The organism is Rhodococcus sp. 320_ES, from assembly GCF_059691855.1.
The window spans coordinates 386146-402984 of the sequence record NZ_JCAWAG010000001.1 but is presented as its reverse complement, the minus strand read 5'-3'; the positions used below and the strand labels follow the sequence as shown (position 1 = coordinate 402984).

The following is a 16839-nucleotide window of genomic DNA, read 5'->3' as shown; positions in this document are numbered from 1 at the left end:
GGCTACGACTGCACGAACGACGGGGTGACCTTGACCTGACCCTGCGCACCCAACGTGATCGGCGTCGTCAACGGCTTCCCGTCGATGAACGTCCCACCACTGGAACGGATCCCCGTGTGCGTGTACGTGCCGGCGGGGACGTCGAACGTCACCTCCGTCGCCGTCAACACACCACCGGTACCCGACGACCACACCGTGGTCTGCCGTGCGTACGCCGGCGACCCACCCGATGCTTCGTTCGCACCCGTGGTGCCGGGGTCACCGGTGTGCAGAGACACCCTGTCCCCCAACGCCTTGTACGCATCGGCGAGAGCCTGACGGGTGGTAGCCACTGAGATGGGCATGTGTTACTCCGATCGTTTCACGGTGCCGTAGAACAGGACGTATTCCTGTGTCGGCGCTTGCGGGTACGACACGTACAGCCGGTAACCCGTTCGGGCGGGGATTGCGTCGGCGTCGGTGGACTGGATGATCCACTCCAACTTGTCCGGGGTGACCGTGGCGTTCCACGACGCCGTGGTGACTCCCGTTGTGGCGTTGTAGAACTCGATTTTCGCGGAGGTGTTCGTCGGCCACTTCGTGGTGCCGTCCGGAAGGATGCGTTGGATGAAGTCGGCGCCCTTCGACAGGACCAGTTGCCGTTTCGTCGGCTCGTAGCCGAGTGGTGTCGTCACGGCTGCGCCTCTTCGTCTCTGCCGTTCTTGTCGAACTTCGGGCATGCCTCACGACGCGCACGGCGATCCGTGTTCTGCTTGTGCACCAACGACCAGATCATCGGCACGTACACAACGGCCCCGAGGACGTAGATGCCCAACCGGATCGGCTGCCTACCCGGATAGTCCGTCGACACCAGAGACGCCACGGTGATCTGAATCAGCACCAGAGACAACACGACCGACTTTGCCAGGTAGATCTTCCCCACAGTGTTCCGCCACCACGGCGAACGAAGCACGTACAACAGTGTGAACAGCGTGACCATCACAGCCAGGACGAACAGGGTCCAGTTAGCAGCCTCTTTCACTGCGACCTCCCGCCCCACGCCTGCTGCAACATCTCGGTCCACCCGTTGCGGCGCAACTCATCCCACAACACGTTCGCAACATCGACCGCGTCATTGCGTTCCCTCTCCGATTCCAACCTTTGCTTCACGGAGTAGGCGTGCTCCTCACGTGCGCGTTTGGCTTCCGCCTCAGCTGCGGCCACTTCCCTAGACCACGGCCACTTTCTCCCCCAACGGCGTGTCATCGCGGACCTGCATTCCCGGTTGCTTCGCGGATTGCCTGGATGATGTGGGCCGACAGTTCACCCGACACCTTCTGCTCCGCAATGGTTCCGGCTTGCGCGGAGATGATGCGTTGGTCCTCCAATGACCTGCCCTGGAGGTGGTCGATGGCGTCGTCTTTGGCGGCGACGATCTCTCGATGCGCCGGACCGAAGACGAGCCATCCTCGCCCGAAGGCGATGGCGTGGAGGATGAACATAATCACCACGAAGGTGACGATGCTGATCCCTTCCCACGCCGAGGGTGAGACGAGGCTGGTCAGCCCCTCCACCTGGTCAGTCCGCCTTGCGGTGTCTGCCGACGTACTCTTCGAGAGCTTCCGCCTGCTTCACGGTGGGCGAGTTCGGCAACGCCACGACACCCACCACGCCGACGACGAACTGCACCGCAACCGCGACACCGAACGCCCACCCCGTGGGAACTAGCTGTGACGGCAGGACGGTCAGCAGCCACGCCAGGTTGATGAGACCACCGACGAGGGCGGCGATGCCTTTGGCGTACTTCTTGTAGACCGGGAGGGACTGAACCCACTCGGAGACTGCGGAGTTCGGTGTGGTCATGACTGCTCCTTCTCGTACTCGAACGGCGCGGGGTTCTCAACCTTGAGGGCTGTGAGAACGGCGTCGAGCTTCAGTTCGACACGCTTGAGTTGATCGACCTGGAAGTTCGCGATCTGCATCACGCGCCCGGTGCCGTCGACCAGGCTGCGCTTAGGCGCGGTGTGGTCACCGAGTTGCGGCCACCCCTGACCGCCGGGTCCGAGCAACTGCTCCTCGATCTGTTCTGCCTTACTTGCCATGTCGTCCTCTTCCGGTAGAAGTGCGTCTCCGAGCGCCAGTGCGCGGTTGTAGAAGTTGCGTCGGTCGTCGAGCCCGTTGGTGCCGCCGTTGACGGCCCTGGTCGCGCCCAGGAGGTCCGCGTTGTCCGCGTACGTGTTCATGGGGCGAGCGACGGTCCAGTACCAGACAGCGCCGAGGAACCCGTACTGCGGCTGCGACAGGAGCGTGGGTTCATCCACGAACTTCGTCGGGGTGTCGACGTAGCCTTTACCCTGTGCCCAGGCGGACAACTTGCCGTAGTTGAAGCGGCCGGTGATCTGAATAGGGCCGCGGCCCTTGAACCTGCGTCCGTCACCGGGTTGGGCGTTGCCGAGGTCCTTGCGCCCCTCGTACGCGGAGCCGTCTGCGATCTCTTCCATCCACTTCAATCCGCCGGACTCGTGGCCGATCTGCGAGACGAACATCGCCACGCGCTTGACTGTGGTGCAGTCGGCGGCGATGAGGGCTGCGTTGAAAGCGGGGCAGAGTTCTTCGTAGCGGGCCATCGACACCCGGTTATCCATCGCCCTCGCGAGCGTGCCGGCGTCCATCAGGCCGGTCCCATGAACTGCAACAGGATTCGATCCCACACCTCGGCGTCTGGGTCCACGGCGGGGGCGACATTCACGGCTGCGGTGTACCCCTTGCCTGCGATGCACGAGGCGAGTTGGTCGACGCTCATCCAGTATTCGAACGGTCGGAAACCACTGTCCGCGACGAACACTTCGCGGGTATCTGGGTTGAACCCCACGACGGTGAAGTAGTGGTAGACCGTCCGTCCGCCGTAGGCCGGTCGTTCTCCCCTGGTGCCACGCGGGTAGTTCGACGGGGGGACGACGATGTTGACGACGACGGCGTACCCTGCCCGAATGGATGCTTGGATGTCGGACCACAGCAGGTCACGTTCGGCGGGTGTGGCGTAGTTGCCCGGTATCTGACGGGTGACGTACACACCACCGAGGTTGCGGTTCAGCAGGTCTCGGATCAGGCCGATGTGGTTGGTGCCGTTCGTGGTGGTGCCGAGTTGCCGAGCGAGGTCCGGTTCGGATGATCCGATACCGCGCACATCCAGGGCTACCTGTGTCGATGCCGGCCCGCAGAAGTATCCGGTCTCCTGGGGAATGATGCTGCTGTTGTGCGGTAGAACGATGTCGGCCATCGGTTCCCCTATGAGGTGACGTCGTACTGGAACACGCCGAGAAGAAGTTCGGCCTGGGAGAAGTTCACCGGTGTGGATGCGGTGGCGTTGGGGCGGGAGCGAAGCGCCATCTGCGCCACAACATCGGCCACGGTGATGGTGCGGCCGAGGTAGTTGGTGATCGCTGTTGCTGTCTGCGCAACAGTCTGTGTTGTGGCGAACGGAGACGCCTGTTCCTTCGTGCGACCGAACGCCATCAGACCACGACCTCGGTGTACCCGATGGACTCCAACGCTTCGGCGTGCGAACACAGCGGCAGTTCGATGGACAGCGCCATCGTCTGGTCGCCGTTCACCAACATCACCACATGCTCGGTGCCGTCGTCATCCGTCACGACCGTGGCGGGGGTGATGCGCGTTTCCCGGCACCCAAACTGCGGCCAGTCGATACGCGAGACGATCAGATGCCCAACACCGTTCAGCGGCTCGGACAGGCTGTACCCGAACGCCTCCCCCGCTTTTCCTTCGATGGCACCTGTCACCCGTGTTGCCTGCTTGCTCACGCCGGACCACCCGTCTTCTCGATCACTGTCACTCGCCCATCGGAGCCGATTCCACCGGCGCCCTCAGCGGAGCCGAAGGAACTGCGAGACCCACCACCCCCACCACCCCCGGACGGGTAAGCACCGTTGCCACCTTTGCCGCCGTTGCCGAAGTTGTTCCCACCACCACCGCCACCGGATCCACCGTTGCCGCGGGTGTAGGGGCTGATCGTGGCCGCTGTTCCGTTGCCACCGTTGCTGCCGTTGCTGGCACCCCCAGTACCGCCGGCACCGAACGCCGACGCACCGCCAGGAGAACCAGCAGTGAGAGGGACACCGGTGTTGGCGTTGCCGCCGTTGCCGCCCTGACCGCCACGCTCGGCGGCGGAGTTCGACACCTGCGCACCCTCGATCGTCAATACAGCACCGATGCCGGGGACGGACTGTATGAGGTTGCCGAAGCGGCTGATCCCACCCAACTGCGACGGGACCGCTCCCGCAGCACCGACCACCACCTGCTCGGTGGCGCCGATGTCGGCGAGTTGTTCGGCCTCGAACCAGATGAACCGGTACCCACCGCTCAAACCACCGGTGCCGCCGATGTTCACGCCACCGGTGCCGCCGGAACGGCCGGCGTCCCCGCCGCCCTCGACAGCAACACCGAGGCGGGTGAGGTTCGGCGGTTTGGTCCAGGTGGAGTTGAACGCATACGACCGGATCGTCAGCGCCCCACCTTCGAGGAGTTCGACTCGGTTCGTCAGGTTCGTAAGGTCTTCGGAGATGGTCCCCGCCTGGGTGACCGCTTCGTCGATGATCTGATTCATCGACGCGAACATCCCCAGGAACCCGGAGAAGATGCCGCCGAACCCGTTCTGCGCACCCGCGAAACCGGCGAGGTTCGCACCCCGGATCTGGTTGCGCACCGACGCTTCCGACTGCCCCTGCGCATCGTCGACAGTGCCGACGACATACGCCCCCGAGGGTGGGGAGCCGACCGGGTAGGTCACAGCCCTTTCCAATCAGGGTGGTTCAGGATCTTCTCCCGACGCTTACCGCGCATCTCCGCAGCGAGGATGATGCGGCGGTTCGGCACCGACTGACCCTTCAGTAACCCGATGACCTCGGATGGTGTGTCGCGGCCGGGGTCGTAGGTGCTGGGGTCGAACACATCCGTCACCACCTCCGCGGTCGACGGACCCAACGGCATCTCCGGGACCGTGAACCCCTTCGCAACAAGCTGATCGAAGTGCGCCTGGTTCTGCTCCGTGGTGAACACGTCCATGTCCTGCGCCACCATCGCCACCGAATCCGGCTCGTCCATGTCCACGATCGACGACGTGTTGTTCAGGGTGTGGTGCTGCCCCATCGCGGGGAGACGGACCTTCTTCGTCTGCGGCCTGAGGTCAGAGACGTCGATCTTGCCGTTGCTGTCAGCCAAGGCTTTGATCTCGGAGACGTGCATGTACCCGAACTCCTCGATCCGCTCCGACATCACCTCAAGGCTGTCGTCGTCCGGGGTGTACCTGTTCTGCCCGTACACCATCGAGGCAACGAACAACCACTGGTGACGCTTTTTCGGATCGTCTTGCTCCAAGCACCACTGCTGGGTGGGAATGCGAGGCATCAGTCACCGACTTTCGATTTCGCCAAATATTGCTGGTGCCAACTGGATTCGCTCTTACATGAGCGGTATTCTTGGACTATGGAATCTGTCGAGAATTGGAAGCCCGTACCCTCTTGGGGTGGTCTTTATGAAGCCAGCAGCCACGGGCAGATCAGGCGCACTGGAAAAGACCTCCCACTAAAACTTCTGGACACGAAGCACAGCCGATACCTGATGGTCACCCTCAGCAGAAACGGCAAGTGCAAGCCACAATTCGTGCACCGCCTAGTTGCAGAGGCGTTTCACGGCGCACCCCCGGAGAACACTGAGTGCCGCCACCTGAATGGTGAACCCAAAGACAACCGGGCTGAGAACGTTTGCTGGGGTTCGAAGTCCGACAACACTCTTGATCAGGTGGCCCACGGGACGCATCATCACGTCCGCAAAACACATTGCCCCCGTGGGCACGAATACTCAGCCGAGAACACGTACACGCAACCATCGAAGCCGAACGCCAGACGTTGCCGCGTTTGCGCCAAGATCACCTTCGATGCATGGGCTACGAAGAACGCCGGCTACTACCGCAACCGCCGCAAGAAGACTGCTTAAGCAACACCCAATTCCTGGGCGATGCTGAATATCTCCTGGACGGCCTCGAACAGCTCCACGACCGGATCCTGCGGGGTGCGCTGCCCGATAGTGATGTCCCACGACGGGGCGTTGTCCCGATCCCACGACAACGACAACTCCGAAACCTGCTCGACGTACACCACGCCCGTGGGCATGCCGATGACGTTGAACCCGACACGGTCACCGATGAAGAAGTCACCGGCGCCTTGGTCGCCCACCGTCCACGGTGCTGCGTTCGCCACCTTCAAGGTGCAGGAACGCACCTCACGGGTACGCCACATCTGCGCACGCTGAGCAAGGAGGTAGCCGAGGGTGTACGCCTTGTCAGCGCCGTCCGCGAACTCCTCGTGGTAATGAGCACCACCGGAACGCACAGCACGAGAGGATGATTTGATCTTGCCGAACGCGAGGAAAACGTCGGTGTACAGCGGCTTCAACACCGCATCAGCTACGCCGCCGAGAGGTGGAACGCCGGGGATCATGGCGGTGAGGTCACCGACCATCTGCACTGCGGCAGAGATGAGTTCGTTCACACCAGGCATCGAGTGGCCGCCGGCCACACTCCCCACTGCCCCTGCGGGCTTGATGGAAAACTCCGACGACTGAATGCCGGACATCTCCGACTCCCAGAACACACAACCGGGAGCGGACGGGGTGGTGCCGCGGTACTCCGGAACCGGGTAGATACCGGGGACGTTGGGGTCGTCGACCTGCTCCACGGTTTCGGTGATGCCGTCACCGTGGATGTTCAGTAGTTCCTTGAAGAATCCGCTGAACACGTTGCCGCGGAACGCCGTACCTGTGGCGAACGACGACTTGTCGACCAGATCCCACACAAGGCAGCCGTAACGCAGGTTCGCACCGGGCCACGGAGGAGGATCACCGGGAAGGTAACGCCGGCATGTCCACGACAGTTGCCCGTCCGCGACGATCTTCTTCGACGTGTCGAACATCGACTTCATCCGCGAATGCACGATCGCGGGGAGGCTGTTGTCCGGTGTCGAGTCGGGGGCGACGACGTTCCACCAGGTCGACTGGTTGAAGTTGTTCCACTGCGTCCGATCCAGGGGGTTATCCGGGAGGGTCCAGAGGGAACTTTCTAGCCGCATAATCGTACAAAGCAGCGTTGTTTTGAGAGCCCAACGCGCTCTTCCGAAACATAACCATAAACGCGGAAATTGCACTTCAGGGGGTAAGAATTCAGGCTCTTTGCCTGGGGCCCCACCTTTTCAGGCAGGGCCCCAGGCAAAGGGGTTCGGATAAACCACCATGTGCTTGATTTGCTGGAAATCATGCTTGAAAAGGAGGCGGACGAGACGGCGTCCGGTGTCTTCCTTGATGATCTTCAGTTCGTCCATCTTACCGGTCCAGCGGGCGCCGTCCTTCTCCATCCGCACATGGACGTCAGAGGTGGAACGGGCATCGACGTTGATCGCCCACTCGGACAGGTAGTAGTCGAGTGGCATCTCCAACACCGCTGTGCCGGTTTCGTTGTCGACCCACTTGAAGTCCGCCGAGATGATCTGACCCGCAACGCCGACCGAGTTCCAGTCGCCGTCGTACAGTTCGACATCGGGCGGGTAATTGCGGCGTTCAGCTTCTTCACGAAGCATCTCTTCGATCTGCCGGTTGAACTCGACGAGATCGACGTCGATAGTCGGACTTGTCATCTACCCTCCGTCCTGATTCATTCGAGACCCCATGGCCGAGACCACGGGCGAGGCATGAGCAATTGAATCCGCGCACCTACAGCGGCTTTCGAAATTCCAACCGGGAGTTCCACTGGTGCGGTGTACGGCGGAATCGGGTACAGAAAGCGCACCATCTTCATTCGCTGCCCGTACGTTTGGTCCCGCGACGGGAACCCCCCACGTAGCGCATCCGGCCGGGTGTTCACCTGCACCCCGTAGTAGGACTGCGGTTGACCCGCAGGCGGTGCGAGGATTTCCGGCATGACGATCTGCCTGGTGGCGAAGTTCGTGGCGTTGTCGAGGTACACGCCGTTCTGCCACCCGTTGCGCCGCTTGTCACCCCACGAGTAATCAGGGAGTCTCGGCACGGAAGGGTCGGGGAGGCTCCACCGCGGCCAGACCTCGCGGTCACACGGGTTGACCATGGTCACGGTGCCGGACTGAAAGTGTCCGTCCATCGTGTTCTCGGTGGAAGTGAAGACGTCGGTGTACTCGTCCTCGTACCACCACGGATCCATGGCAACGCATTTGAGTTTGACCGTCTCGATCTGCGTCTGGTTCGGGTCGTACTCCAACTCGAACCGAAACTCTTCCGCCGGCCGAATCTTCAAGTAGCGCCGAGATGTTTCCGTCTCGATCCACAACTTGCAGTCCCGATCGACGTCCCACATCTTGCGGAACTCCGAGTCGTTCTCCATCCACGACGAGCCGTTGCTGTTGTCGATGACGACACCGAACTCCAACAACCGCTCCGGGAACCGCTTCCCGAAGTACGTCGACCCTTCTTGGAAGGCATGCGATCCACGCAGAACAGTGACCGGAACGTCCATGAACCCCGTCATGCCCGTGGCGAGGTAAGTTGCGGAGTCATCCGACCCCTCGCCGCTGAGGGTGACGAACTTGCCGTTGACGCCTTCGAGTTCGACTTGGGTGACGAACCCCGCCATCAGCCACGCCGCCTGAATGAGAGGGAGTTCATGTTCTGCTCACTGCGCATCTCCCGCATTCCCTGTTGAATCGAGTCGGTCTGAATGACCACCTGCGGCTGTCGGGCAGCGCCAACCAACTCGCTGATACGGCTGTCCAGGCCCGACAGATCCAGTGGCGCCTGACTCCTCGCCTGATTTCCCGAACGGGCTGCGGCGAGATCACGCATCTGCTGATCCCGCTGCGCCTTGGTGGTCACCCACTCGTCCTGACCCGACAGGTTCAGAGCGAGGCTGTTGTGCGGCAACCGACCACCGGTGTCACGCAGGTTCACGGTCGGGTTGACGCCAAGGCTGTTCAGTAGCCCCTGACCGACCTTCGACATCCACTCCGGGTCGATGCTGAACAACTTCTGTTCCCACCCCGGAGTGCCGGGGGTGACAGGGAGTTGGTTGTTCACCTCGGATTCCGAGAACGACTTCGGCGGTTCCGCCAGCGTCATCGGAGTACCAGCCGCAGGCAGAGAAAAGTCGGTAGTGAGCCAACGAGATTGACCGATGCCGAACGGCAACTGCTCGAACAGAGCATCGACGAAGATCCCCGACACGTCGGAGCCGAACTTCTTCAGTCGTTCCTGTACGGAACCACCCGATGCCGGTGTGGAGGCAGAAGAGGACGACGGTGAAGACGGCAGGTCGGTGGACGTGTCGGACTTCTTCGTCTTCTCCTCGTACGGCAACCCCGTCTTGGGGTCCAGTCCCGCGTCGGTGTCGGACTTGGCTTTCGCCAACCGGTCCGCCTCGGCCTGTGCCTGCGCAACCTTGTTGTCCGCCAAGGCCCGATCGTTGGCCGTCTTCTTCTCGTCGGCGTAGACCTTGTCCTTCGCCTCGATCGCCTTCTGCACCCGCAGAACGGACTCGTCGAGGTCCAACTGCTGCTTCTGCGTCCACGTCGGCAGCGTCGTGCCGGCGGAGGTGACACCGGCAGCCATCTGCATCTGCGGTGACAAAGCAGCGTCCGGGAGGTGGAACTGGGTTCCGAACTGCGCGTCGTCGTAGCCAGCAGCACCGGCGCCATAGGTGGAACCGTCATTGCTGCCACCGTTCTCGACGTTGACCCGCGAACCGTCCTTCAGGAACAGGGTTCCGGCCATATGCTCCTGAGAGACACCGATGCGAAAGTGTCCCTCGCTTCCTCCGGGCTGCATTCCCGCAAGGGATCCGCCGAGGATGGAGTACGTCGTCCACAGCCTGCCGAGTTCGCGGCCCATACCCGCGGCGGCGATCTGCGACATGTACATCGAGCAGTCCCAGTCGCCCCACACGTAGCCGCGGCCGGCGGTGGAGCGGGCGAAGTCGACCATGTTGTCCAGACCGTCCACAGCGCCGCCGTCAGCGAACTTCCGCGCACGACCAGACTGGATGGCCTCACGCAGGCGGTACATCGCGGCCTGCCCACCGGCCTTCTGCACATCCGAGGTGGTGAAGACGTGCTCACCCGGCATCAGAAGCGCGGGAATCGAATCCACGCCCGGCGTGCCGCCGGTCGCCTCTCCACCTTCCGCGAACTGGCCGGGGTTCTGTGCGATCGACCGAGGTCCATTGGGGGTGTCGATGACCGTGTTCTGCGCGATCGTGACCTTGGTGTAGCGGTCGCGAGTGGCGTCGTCGATGGCCGTCTTCAACGACTGCGCGTCCAAGATGGCCTGATTCACATCGACGGTGATGTTCGTTTTCAGGTCGGTCGGGAACAGGCGGTACGTGTCAGCCAGTGCGTTCGCCTGCTGCAACGTGAGACCAGCGGCCTGCGCTTGCGCGACGAACGAGTCCCGAACCTGCTGCCCCGCGGCCTGAGCGGCGGCGGCGGCTTGCGCCTGCGACTGCCCCTGGCTGATCGCGGACTGGAATGCGGCAGTGCCGGCGGAGTCGAACGCCTGCTGCACACCCTTCATCGCGTCGTAGAGGCGTGATCCTGCTTCGGTGGTGGTGTCTATCTGACCCGACGCCGCGATAGCTGCTGCGCCACCCTCGGGCAGTGCCGCGGCGAAGCTGCGGATGGAGTCGTTGACCCGCTGCTGCGCATCCTCCGTCGATAACTGATCGCCACGAAGTGCTGCGAGACCACCGTTGAGAATGTCGATCTTCGATGCCGCGTTACCGGAGGAGTCCGCAAACTCCTGCATCGTCTTGCGCATCGTGCCGAGGGCGGTAGCGGTACCAGAAGCATCGACGTTGCCTGCGGATTGATTGACCCGGCGGATGGCGTCGGCCTGTTCGACTGCTGCGTCTGCGAGCTTCTTGTAGTCGTTGTAGGCGTTCTGCGCCTGCTTCGACTTGTCCGAGAACCCGCCGATGTTGAACAGATCCTTGAAACCGGTCACCGGGTTCAGCGAGTTCTGGATGTTCTCTTTGTTCGCGGCAGCTTCGGCGTCCGCATTCTCTTTCAGAATCGACAGGTTCGCCCGTAGGGCCTCGTTCGAACCGGCAAGTCCCGCAGCGGCCTTCGCGCCCGAGATGCCCACGGAGTCGAGGTACTTCAGCACCGACTGTCCGGTGCCGGCCATCTTCGACTGCTCCAACGCGAGAGCGGCGGCTTTCTGCGTGGCGTTGGTCAACTCACCGTTGGAGTCGTTCAGCGCCTTGCCGAGATCCTTGGCGTTGGCTTCGAGTTCCTTGTTGCGCTGCGCTACCTTTCGCTGCTCCGCCGCGTACAGCGACAGCGCAGCAACAGCACCGGCAATGGCAATGCCGAACGGACCGCCGAGGGCGGACATCAAACCACCGGCCGCGACACGAACCGCAGTCCCCGAGGCGGCAATCGCACCCTGCGTACGGGCGAGGGAGGAACCAGCCAGCGCGGCTGACGATGCGGCCCCGACGAACGACGACTGAATGCGAGCCAGGCCAGGTGATTGCTGCCCGAGTACGGCAATAGCCGAACCGAACCGGCCCATCTGTACCGAACCCTGCTGGGCGGCACCGCCGAGGCGTTGGGTGGTGGTGACAGCGGCGCCGTTGGCCGTGGCGAAGGATCGGATCGCTGACCCGTAGTTTGTAAGCGTCCCTCTGGCGTTGGCGATCTGGGTGGAGAACACCGACTGTGCGATCCGCAGCGCCACAAGGGCTGTCACAGCAGTCTGAATGGGGCCAGGAAGCGACCCGAACAGCCCAGCCAGTGATGCGAGACCGGCGGCGAGAGGCTGAACGATGCTCAACGTCCCGGACAGTCCCGCGGCAGCGCCCTGCCCTGCCGCCTGCAGCGTGTCCAGCAGCCCGCCGGACGTCATCGCGCCCTGCGCGAGACTGACCAGACCCTCACCGGCAGACCGGGCAATGTCGCCGAGCTTCACACCGGAGCCGACGAGGTTGCCCCACGCCGATTCCAGCATCGGGAAGTCCCGCAGCGCCAAACCTGATGCTGCGGCGCCGAGTTGGGCGATCGCACCCGTGGGGGTGTTCATCGCGTCGTCCAGGCGGTCCAGTGCACCATCGGCGAGGTTCACCGCAGACGTACCCAGCGCTGTCAGCGGACCGTCGATGAGGTCGTAGAGCTGCAGCTTGAACCGTTCCGCAGTGTTCTCGACGCGCTCGAAGACACCAGGCAAGCCCTGGTTCTGAGCGGCGGCGAGTTCTGCAGCGGCACCCTGGCGGCTCACCGCTTCACGCATCGCGTTGTATCCCGCGGCACCTTGCTCCGCAGCAACACCACCGAGACGCATCGCGTCCGACCCGAGGAGGGTAGCGGTGGCCTGCTGATACAACTCGGGGGTGAGATCCTGAGACGCCGTCTGAAGTTGCCCGATCAGCGACTCCATGCCGACGAAATTGCCCTGCGCGTCGTACACCGTCAGGCCGAGAGTTTCCATCGCAGCCTGCGCCGGCTTGCTGGTGTCCGTGAGTGACAACAGAGTGGACTTCAGTAGCGTGCCGGCGTCACTACCGGTGATACCGGCGTTCGCCAACAGGCCAAGAGTCGCGGACGTGTCCTCGATCGACAAACCGAACTGGTTCGCTACCGCACCAGACTGAGCGAGACCCGCTGCAATGTCGGTGATCTCAGCCGACGACGCATTGGCCGCGTTCGCGAGAACATCCGACGCCGTAGCCGCATAGTCCGCCTGCAGACCGAACGCCTGCAACGCCTGAGACTGAATCGTCGCCGCCTGCGCGGCATCGATCTGCGCAGCCGCCGCCAACTGCAACGTGCCCTTGGCGGCCTGCATCGACTGATCGACGGAGAAGCCGCCCTTGGACAACTCCAGCATTGCGGCGGCAGCGTCGTTTGCGGAGGTGGCGGACAGGTCGACATCGTTGCCGAGTTCCATCGCCTTGGCCTTGAGCACATCCATCTGCGCCGCAGTGGCCTGAGTGACACCCGACAACGAATTGAGCGTGCGAGTGAACTCGTTACCGGTGTCGATGACCGACTTGAACGAGAACGCCGCACCAGCAGCGACAGCGAGGCCGGCCAACTTCCCGGACAGCCCGTCGAACAAACCGCCGGCGTTGTTGACGCCGTCACGAACCTGCCGCTCGAACCCACGGAGATCGGCCGCAACCTCGATGTCGATGCGTCCACCTGCCAACGAGGTCACCTCCTGCCGAAGAAATAGGGGTTGATGCCATGAGTGATCTGCGACGATGGGGCGATGAAGAAGATCGCCGCCGTGTGCGCGCTGACCGCATGTGCCGTCGCCTGCTCATCCCCGGCACCCGAAACAGGGGTGGACAAAGGGGTGGCGTCGGTATCGAAGTCGAGGGAGTCGCGGCCGAATACGCCGCCGGACGAGTTGTTCACCAATGCACTACAGAATTTGCAGGTGACCATCCCGAACGCTGCTGGAACACGAACGGTGGGACGTGACATCTGCACATCGCTCACCGAAGGAAGTTCCGTCGAACGGCAGGTTTCCGTCACCACCGGCGGACCGTGGGCAACACCGGACGCGGAGCTGGTTGTCGGTTCCGCTATCGGGTCGTACTGCCCGGACCAGGCGCCCTAGTCCGCTATCTGCCACCGGCCGATCAAGTCGGCCAGGCGGGGCTTCTCGGCAGGCTTGGGTGCGTTCTTCGCCAACTTCTCGAAATACGCCGCGGTCAATGCCTCCGCCAACTCCGGGTCACGCTGGGCGATCGGAGGAAGGATCGGGGATTCGCTCGGCTTGTGCTTCTTCGCCTCGGCCTGAGCGGCCTTGACGTCCGGATCTTCCGGGTCCGTGACCCACGACCGATACTCGGAGTTCAGCCAGTAGTCGTCGCGGTCGACGAGCATCGCCAAGTTCTCGGAATCACGGGCAGATTGCGCGGTCCATTGCTGCACAGAACGAGCGAGTGCCGCTGCGTCTCGTGCGGGTAGTTTCAGGGCCTCACGGAGGTCCATCTGGTAGTACCGCCGAAAGTTCGCGTACGTTGCGCTCCAACCACCCTCGGTCAGGAGGCAGGAAAGAGCGCCAACGGTTCCCCCTCGGTGATCGTCGACAACTTGGCAAGGTAATTCACTACCTTGATCGCCGCCTCGACCGACAAGGAGCCGATCTTCTCTGCCAACTCGTCGCCGTTCGACGCGCACAACATCTTCACCGCATCGAACGTCTTGTTCTCCCGCAGTAACGCCGAGAACAACACCACTTCCTCACCGAGAAATTCACGCCTCACATCGGCGTCGACACCGAGCAGAGTTACCGGAACCGGTTCCTGCGCTTGGGTGCCGAGGACCGTCAGGAGGTCGATGGCGTTGGGGTTCCCCGCCGGCTCCGGAGCCTTCGGAGCCGGACGGGGAGCCGCCTTCTTCGCTGCTGTCTTACGCGGGGTGCCTGGCATGGTCTTCTCTCGGATCAGGGGGCGAGCGGGTTGGTGTTCGACAGCGGCACCACCGGTGCGAGGCACAGCAGTTCCATGTCGAAACCGTCGATCTTGTCTCCACCGAGCGACCGCGGCGGCGGGGTGAACAGGGTGACACGCGAGCAGTACAGCGCGTGCTTGTCGGTGTCGTCCTCGAGACGAAGCAGGATCGCGAACTCCTCGGAGTCACCGACCGTCCACTTCCACACCCCGGAACCTGTGGTGGTCTCGGAGATGGTGCCGCCCTGCAGCATCGTGGTGACGGTGGCCTTCGAGTAGTCGACCGGCTTGAGCTTCAACCGGTCCGAACGGGGCGAACTGGCGTACTTGTACGCCGACTTGCGCCAGTTCCAGATCGGAAGTTCCTTCTTGTCCTGCGACGGGTTCTGCTCGAACCCTGCCTCGATGCCGCCGAACGCATCCCACGTCACCGCCGAGGGGACGGTGGAAGCGACAGTGGTGCCGAACGGTGCGGTGGGGATGCCGGTGCCGGCGGGGGCGCGGAATGCGTCACCGTCCTGCCAGACATACGCCTTCTCCGGATTTGCGAATGTGCTCACGAAATATCCTCCTGAGGGTGGCTCACGGTCGTGAGCGTTTTGGTGAGTCCCGCCCTGGACGTGCCAGGCAAGCACCCAGGGCGGGACAACTGTGGACGCGCAAGCGTCAGCGGACGACCATCTTCACGTCCCACCGAACGAGGGCGCGAAACAGTGGATTGTCCACTCCCCGTTCGGTGTCGACGTCCGTGATCGGACCGTCGATCCAGTCCGCACGCCACGAGGCGTTGCGGAAGTTCTGGATCTTCGCCTTGTGAACCAACCGACCGGCGAGGTCGGCGATGTTCCACGCCAACTCCTCCGGATCGGTGTCGCCACCGAGAATTTCCAACTTCGGAACCCACACGTCGAGTTGCACCATGGGCCGCCGAAGCATGGGATCTTCCCCGTAGTTCGACGGGGCGGAGAGGGTTCCGTACGGACCGGTGATCTTCTCCGGTACATCCCTGGTGGTCAGCGATGCCGCGGGCAGGTAGCCAGTGAATTCCGGAAGTGATATGAGAAATGCCCTGATTGCGCCGGGGGCGAATGGGGTGAACGACGTCACCCTCTCCTACCTCTCGGCTGAAACCCGCTGTACTTGCCGTACTGGCGAGCAGCGTTCGTCATGTCGGCCTGAGCCCGAGTGCGTGACGTCCCGTACTCCTTGTAGAAGGCGTTCGGGTCGGTGTTCTCCACGAACACCCGGTCACCCTCCGTCACCGCCCGTGCGCCGGCACGGAAACGTCCCGTTCTGACTCGGGCGGTCGACTGGAACCGAGACACGATCTCGTCGGCGATGCGCTTGCGCCCGGACAGAGAGTTCTCCATCCCCTCCCTGCGGAGTTGCGCGCCGTAGATCGTGACCCGAGCCATGTCAGTCCTCGGACTTGGGCTTCGCAGAGACGAACGGTGCCTTCGCATCCGGCTTCGCCGACACAGCAGGAGTGGTCTCAGTGACCTTCTGCTCCAACTCGGCTCCGCCGTCGATGCCGCGCTTGTACAACTCGTAGGCACGGGAATCTTCGTCGGCGAAATGCTCCACGCCGTCGACTGTGAACGTGACAATAGCCACGGCTACACCTCTTTCAGATCAGATGAGCGCCGTACCACCACGGCGACGTATGCGGGCTTACGAACGCCCACAGCGGGTTTGCGGGTGCGGCTGGCACCCACCACTTGGTATGTCTCCCCCGCGGCGTCCACGAGGACGGCACGCGAGGACGGCTCAGGGCCGACGTCGAGCAGAAGATCGAACGTGGAGACAACGGTGCCGTTGGGCAATTCGTTGTTGCCGGCGTCGACACTGGACGCGGACAGTTGCCGCTGCTGCAGCAACCCCCGACGCTGCGACAACACAGGAGCGCCGTTGCGGCGATTACCTGTCGACGGGTCGACGGTGGCGGGGCCTGGCTCCCGTACCGTCCACTTCTCGGGGAATCTCACGTCAACCCGAGCCGGATGGAGAACGCATTGGTCTCCACCGCAGGGGTCAGAAGCGCGATCTGTTCGGGTGTGAACGACACCAACCCGGACAACGTCGACGGTGTGTACTCCGTCGACCACTCCGGGTACTGCACCGACTTCACCCGAATGCCCACACGCATCGTGTCGAACGCCGCCGCAACAGCTTCCACCATCACACCGACGATCAGATCGTGGTCGATCGAATTGGAGATCACCCGAGCTTCCAACCCCGGAATGACACCGCGGAGGCGGGCGGAGGCGATACGGATGATCGACTCGACCTGCTTCTGCTCGTCCTCCGTCAGGGTCTCCCCTGTGAAGGATGTGTAGTCCGAGACTGTGATGAAAGGAAGCGCCACCGGA

Annotated in this window: 24 protein-coding genes and 1 pseudogene; 2 read left to right on the top strand and 23 right to left on the bottom strand. The window is 62.9% G+C overall.

The window, feature by feature from the left end:
* Window positions 1–2: 2 nt before the first annotated feature.
* Genes AC59JP_RS02140 through AC59JP_RS02085 form a run of 12 tightly spaced genes read right to left on the bottom strand, consistent with a single transcriptional unit; the run spans window position 3 to window position 5403 of the window.
* Window positions 3–344, bottom strand: coding sequence for a phage tail fiber protein (locus AC59JP_RS02140; protein ID WP_497323975.1), 342 nt, complete (start codon window positions 342–344; stop codon window positions 3–5).
* A 3-nt stretch (window positions 345–347) separates the two neighbouring features.
* Complete coding sequence (locus AC59JP_RS02135) at window positions 348–674, bottom strand: LtfC-like domain-containing protein (protein ID WP_497323974.1); 327 nt, start codon at window positions 672–674, stop codon at window positions 348–350.
* Window positions 671–1021, bottom strand: coding sequence for a putative phage holin (locus AC59JP_RS02130; RefSeq protein ID WP_497323973.1), 351 nt, complete (start codon window positions 1019–1021; stop codon window positions 671–673). The genes AC59JP_RS02135 and AC59JP_RS02130 overlap by 4 nt, the downstream gene beginning before the upstream one ends.
* On the bottom strand, window positions 1018–1245 hold the full coding sequence (locus tag AC59JP_RS02125; protein WP_497323972.1) for a DUF7620 family protein: 228 nt from the start codon (window positions 1243–1245) through the stop codon (window positions 1018–1020). Before AC59JP_RS02125 ends, AC59JP_RS02130 begins: the two co-directional genes overlap by 4 nt.
* A complete protein-coding gene (locus tag AC59JP_RS02120) occupies window positions 1242–1553 on the bottom strand; it encodes a hypothetical protein (protein WP_497323971.1) in 312 nt (103 codons plus the stop codon). The genes AC59JP_RS02125 and AC59JP_RS02120 overlap by 4 nt, the downstream gene beginning before the upstream one ends.
* Before the next feature lie 4 nt (window positions 1554–1557).
* Window positions 1558–1842: a hypothetical protein gene (locus AC59JP_RS02115; protein ID WP_497323970.1), complete on the bottom strand. Its 285-nt coding sequence runs from the start codon at window positions 1840–1842 to the stop codon at window positions 1558–1560.
* Window positions 1839–2651 (bottom strand): glycoside hydrolase family 19 protein, encoded by an 813-nt coding sequence (locus AC59JP_RS02110; RefSeq protein WP_497323969.1) that lies wholly within the window; start codon window positions 2649–2651, stop codon window positions 1839–1841. Before AC59JP_RS02110 ends, AC59JP_RS02115 begins: the two co-directional genes overlap by 4 nt.
* Entirely contained in the window at window positions 2651–3259 is a 609-nt protein-coding gene (locus AC59JP_RS02105) for a C39 family peptidase (protein WP_497323968.1), read from the bottom strand. Before AC59JP_RS02105 ends, AC59JP_RS02110 begins: the two co-directional genes overlap by 1 nt.
* A gap of 8 nt (window positions 3260–3267) precedes the next feature.
* Window positions 3268–3495 (bottom strand): hypothetical protein, encoded by a 228-nt coding sequence (locus tag AC59JP_RS02100; RefSeq protein ID WP_497323967.1) that lies wholly within the window; start codon window positions 3493–3495, stop codon window positions 3268–3270.
* Window positions 3495–3800 (bottom strand): hypothetical protein, encoded by a 306-nt coding sequence (locus tag AC59JP_RS02095; protein WP_497323966.1) that lies wholly within the window; start codon window positions 3798–3800, stop codon window positions 3495–3497. The genes AC59JP_RS02100 and AC59JP_RS02095 overlap by 1 nt, the downstream gene beginning before the upstream one ends.
* Complete coding sequence (locus AC59JP_RS02090; protein WP_497323965.1) at window positions 3797–4786, bottom strand: glycine-rich domain-containing protein; 990 nt, start codon at window positions 4784–4786, stop codon at window positions 3797–3799. The genes AC59JP_RS02095 and AC59JP_RS02090 overlap by 4 nt, the downstream gene beginning before the upstream one ends.
* On the bottom strand, window positions 4783–5403 hold the full coding sequence (locus AC59JP_RS02085) for a phage gene 29 protein family protein (RefSeq protein WP_497323964.1): 621 nt from the start codon (window positions 5401–5403) through the stop codon (window positions 4783–4785). The genes AC59JP_RS02090 and AC59JP_RS02085 overlap by 4 nt, the downstream gene beginning before the upstream one ends.
* 78 nt (window positions 5404–5481) lie before the next feature.
* Here AC59JP_RS02085 and AC59JP_RS02080 point away from each other — a divergent pair, with 78 nt between their 5' ends.
* A complete protein-coding gene (locus AC59JP_RS02080; protein WP_497323963.1) occupies window positions 5482–5991 on the top strand; it encodes an NUMOD4 motif-containing HNH endonuclease in 510 nt (169 codons plus the stop codon).
* Here AC59JP_RS02080 and AC59JP_RS02075 read toward each other — a convergent pair.
* The 3 genes and pseudogenes from AC59JP_RS02075 to AC59JP_RS02065 all read right to left on the bottom strand — a co-directional run bounded on the left by AC59JP_RS02075 (window position 5988) and on the right by AC59JP_RS02065 (window position 13215).
* Window positions 5988–7625: pseudogene (locus tag AC59JP_RS02075) on the bottom strand (Gp37-like protein). The gene AC59JP_RS02080 and the pseudogene AC59JP_RS02075 overlap by 4 nt on opposite strands.
* A gap of 74 nt (window positions 7626–7699) precedes the next feature.
* A complete protein-coding gene (locus AC59JP_RS02070) occupies window positions 7700–8650 on the bottom strand; it encodes a phage tail protein (RefSeq protein ID WP_497323962.1) in 951 nt (316 codons plus the stop codon).
* Window positions 8650–13215, bottom strand: a complete 4566-nt coding sequence (locus tag AC59JP_RS02065) for a phage tail tape measure protein (protein ID WP_497323961.1) — start codon at window positions 13213–13215, stop codon at window positions 8650–8652. Before AC59JP_RS02065 ends, AC59JP_RS02070 begins: the two co-directional genes overlap by 1 nt.
* A gap of 63 nt (window positions 13216–13278) precedes the next feature.
* On the opposite strand from AC59JP_RS02065, the gene AC59JP_RS02060 reads away from it, so the two are divergent.
* Entirely contained in the window at window positions 13279–13632 is a 354-nt protein-coding gene (locus tag AC59JP_RS02060; RefSeq protein ID WP_497323960.1) for a DUF732 domain-containing protein, read from the top strand.
* On the opposite strand, the gene AC59JP_RS02055 is transcribed toward AC59JP_RS02060, so the two are convergent.
* From AC59JP_RS02055 to AC59JP_RS02020, 8 genes are all read right to left on the bottom strand, one after another.
* Window positions 13629–14009 carry a hypothetical protein gene (locus AC59JP_RS02055; protein WP_497323959.1) on the bottom strand — a complete coding sequence of 127 codons (381 nt, stop codon included), beginning with the start codon at window positions 14007–14009 and terminating at the stop codon, window positions 13629–13631. The genes AC59JP_RS02060 and AC59JP_RS02055 overlap by 4 nt on opposite strands.
* 50 nt (window positions 14010–14059) lie before the next feature.
* Window positions 14060–14449 carry a hypothetical protein gene (locus tag AC59JP_RS02050; protein WP_497323958.1) on the bottom strand — a complete coding sequence of 130 codons (390 nt, stop codon included), beginning with the start codon at window positions 14447–14449 and terminating at the stop codon, window positions 14060–14062.
* 14 nt (window positions 14450–14463) lie between these two features.
* Window positions 14464–15030: a phage tail tube protein gene (locus AC59JP_RS02045; protein WP_497323957.1), complete on the bottom strand. Its 567-nt coding sequence runs from the start codon at window positions 15028–15030 to the stop codon at window positions 14464–14466.
* 106 nt (window positions 15031–15136) lie between these two features.
* The gene (locus AC59JP_RS02040) at window positions 15137–15577 is read right to left on the bottom strand and encodes a hypothetical protein (protein WP_497323956.1); all 441 of its coding nucleotides are present in this window, start codon (window positions 15575–15577) and stop codon (window positions 15137–15139) included.
* Window positions 15574–15885 (bottom strand): HK97 gp10 family phage protein, encoded by a 312-nt coding sequence (locus AC59JP_RS02035; RefSeq protein WP_497323955.1) that lies wholly within the window; start codon window positions 15883–15885, stop codon window positions 15574–15576. The genes AC59JP_RS02040 and AC59JP_RS02035 overlap by 4 nt, the downstream gene beginning before the upstream one ends.
* A 1-nt stretch (window position 15886) precedes the next feature.
* A complete protein-coding gene (locus AC59JP_RS02030) occupies window positions 15887–16084 on the bottom strand; it encodes a hypothetical protein (protein ID WP_497323954.1) in 198 nt (65 codons plus the stop codon).
* A gap of 2 nt (window positions 16085–16086) precedes the next feature.
* Window positions 16087–16455, bottom strand: coding sequence for a hypothetical protein (locus tag AC59JP_RS02025; RefSeq protein ID WP_497323953.1), 369 nt, complete (start codon window positions 16453–16455; stop codon window positions 16087–16089).
* On the bottom strand, window positions 16452–16835 hold the full coding sequence (locus AC59JP_RS02020) for a hypothetical protein (protein WP_497323952.1): 384 nt from the start codon (window positions 16833–16835) through the stop codon (window positions 16452–16454). The genes AC59JP_RS02025 and AC59JP_RS02020 overlap by 4 nt, the downstream gene beginning before the upstream one ends.
* Window positions 16836–16839 lie beyond the last annotated feature (4 nt).

Excerpts from the sequence above, each read along its gene's own strand:
- AC59JP_RS02140 (WP_497323975.1), bottom strand. The coding sequence starts at position 344 with ATGCCCATCTCAGTGGCTACCACCCGTCAGGCTCTCGCCGATGCGTAC.
- AC59JP_RS02125 (WP_497323972.1), bottom strand. The coding sequence starts at position 1,245 with ATGACACGCCGTTGGGGGAGAAAGTGGCCGTGGTCTAGGGAAGTGGCC.
- AC59JP_RS02115 (WP_497323970.1), bottom strand. The coding sequence starts at position 1,842 with ATGACCACACCGAACTCCGCAGTCTCCGAGTGGGTTCAGTCCCTCCCG.
- AC59JP_RS02110 (WP_497323969.1), bottom strand. The coding sequence starts at position 2,651 with ATGGACGCCGGCACGCTCGCGAGGGCGATGGATAACCGGGTGTCGATG.
- AC59JP_RS02105 (WP_497323968.1), bottom strand. The coding sequence starts at position 3,259 with ATGGCCGACATCGTTCTACCGCACAACAGCAGCATCATTCCCCAGGAG.
- AC59JP_RS02100 (WP_497323967.1), bottom strand. The coding sequence starts at position 3,495 with ATGGCGTTCGGTCGCACGAAGGAACAGGCGTCTCCGTTCGCCACAACA.
- AC59JP_RS02085 (WP_497323964.1), bottom strand. The coding sequence starts at position 5,403 with ATGCCTCGCATTCCCACCCAGCAGTGGTGCTTGGAGCAAGACGATCCG.
- AC59JP_RS02080 (WP_497323963.1), top strand. The coding sequence starts at position 5,482 with ATGGAATCTGTCGAGAATTGGAAGCCCGTACCCTCTTGGGGTGGTCTT.
- AC59JP_RS02070 (WP_497323962.1), bottom strand. The coding sequence starts at position 8,650 with ATGGCGGGGTTCGTCACCCAAGTCGAACTCGAAGGCGTCAACGGCAAG.
- AC59JP_RS02060 (WP_497323960.1), top strand. The coding sequence starts at position 13,279 with ATGAAGAAGATCGCCGCCGTGTGCGCGCTGACCGCATGTGCCGTCGCC.
- AC59JP_RS02055 (WP_497323959.1), bottom strand. The coding sequence starts at position 14,009 with ATGGACCTCCGTGAGGCCCTGAAACTACCCGCACGAGACGCAGCGGCA.
- AC59JP_RS02050 (WP_497323958.1), bottom strand. The coding sequence starts at position 14,449 with ATGCCAGGCACCCCGCGTAAGACAGCAGCGAAGAAGGCGGCTCCCCGT.
- AC59JP_RS02035 (WP_497323955.1), bottom strand. The coding sequence starts at position 15,885 with ATGGCTCGGGTCACGATCTACGGCGCGCAACTCCGCAGGGAGGGGATG.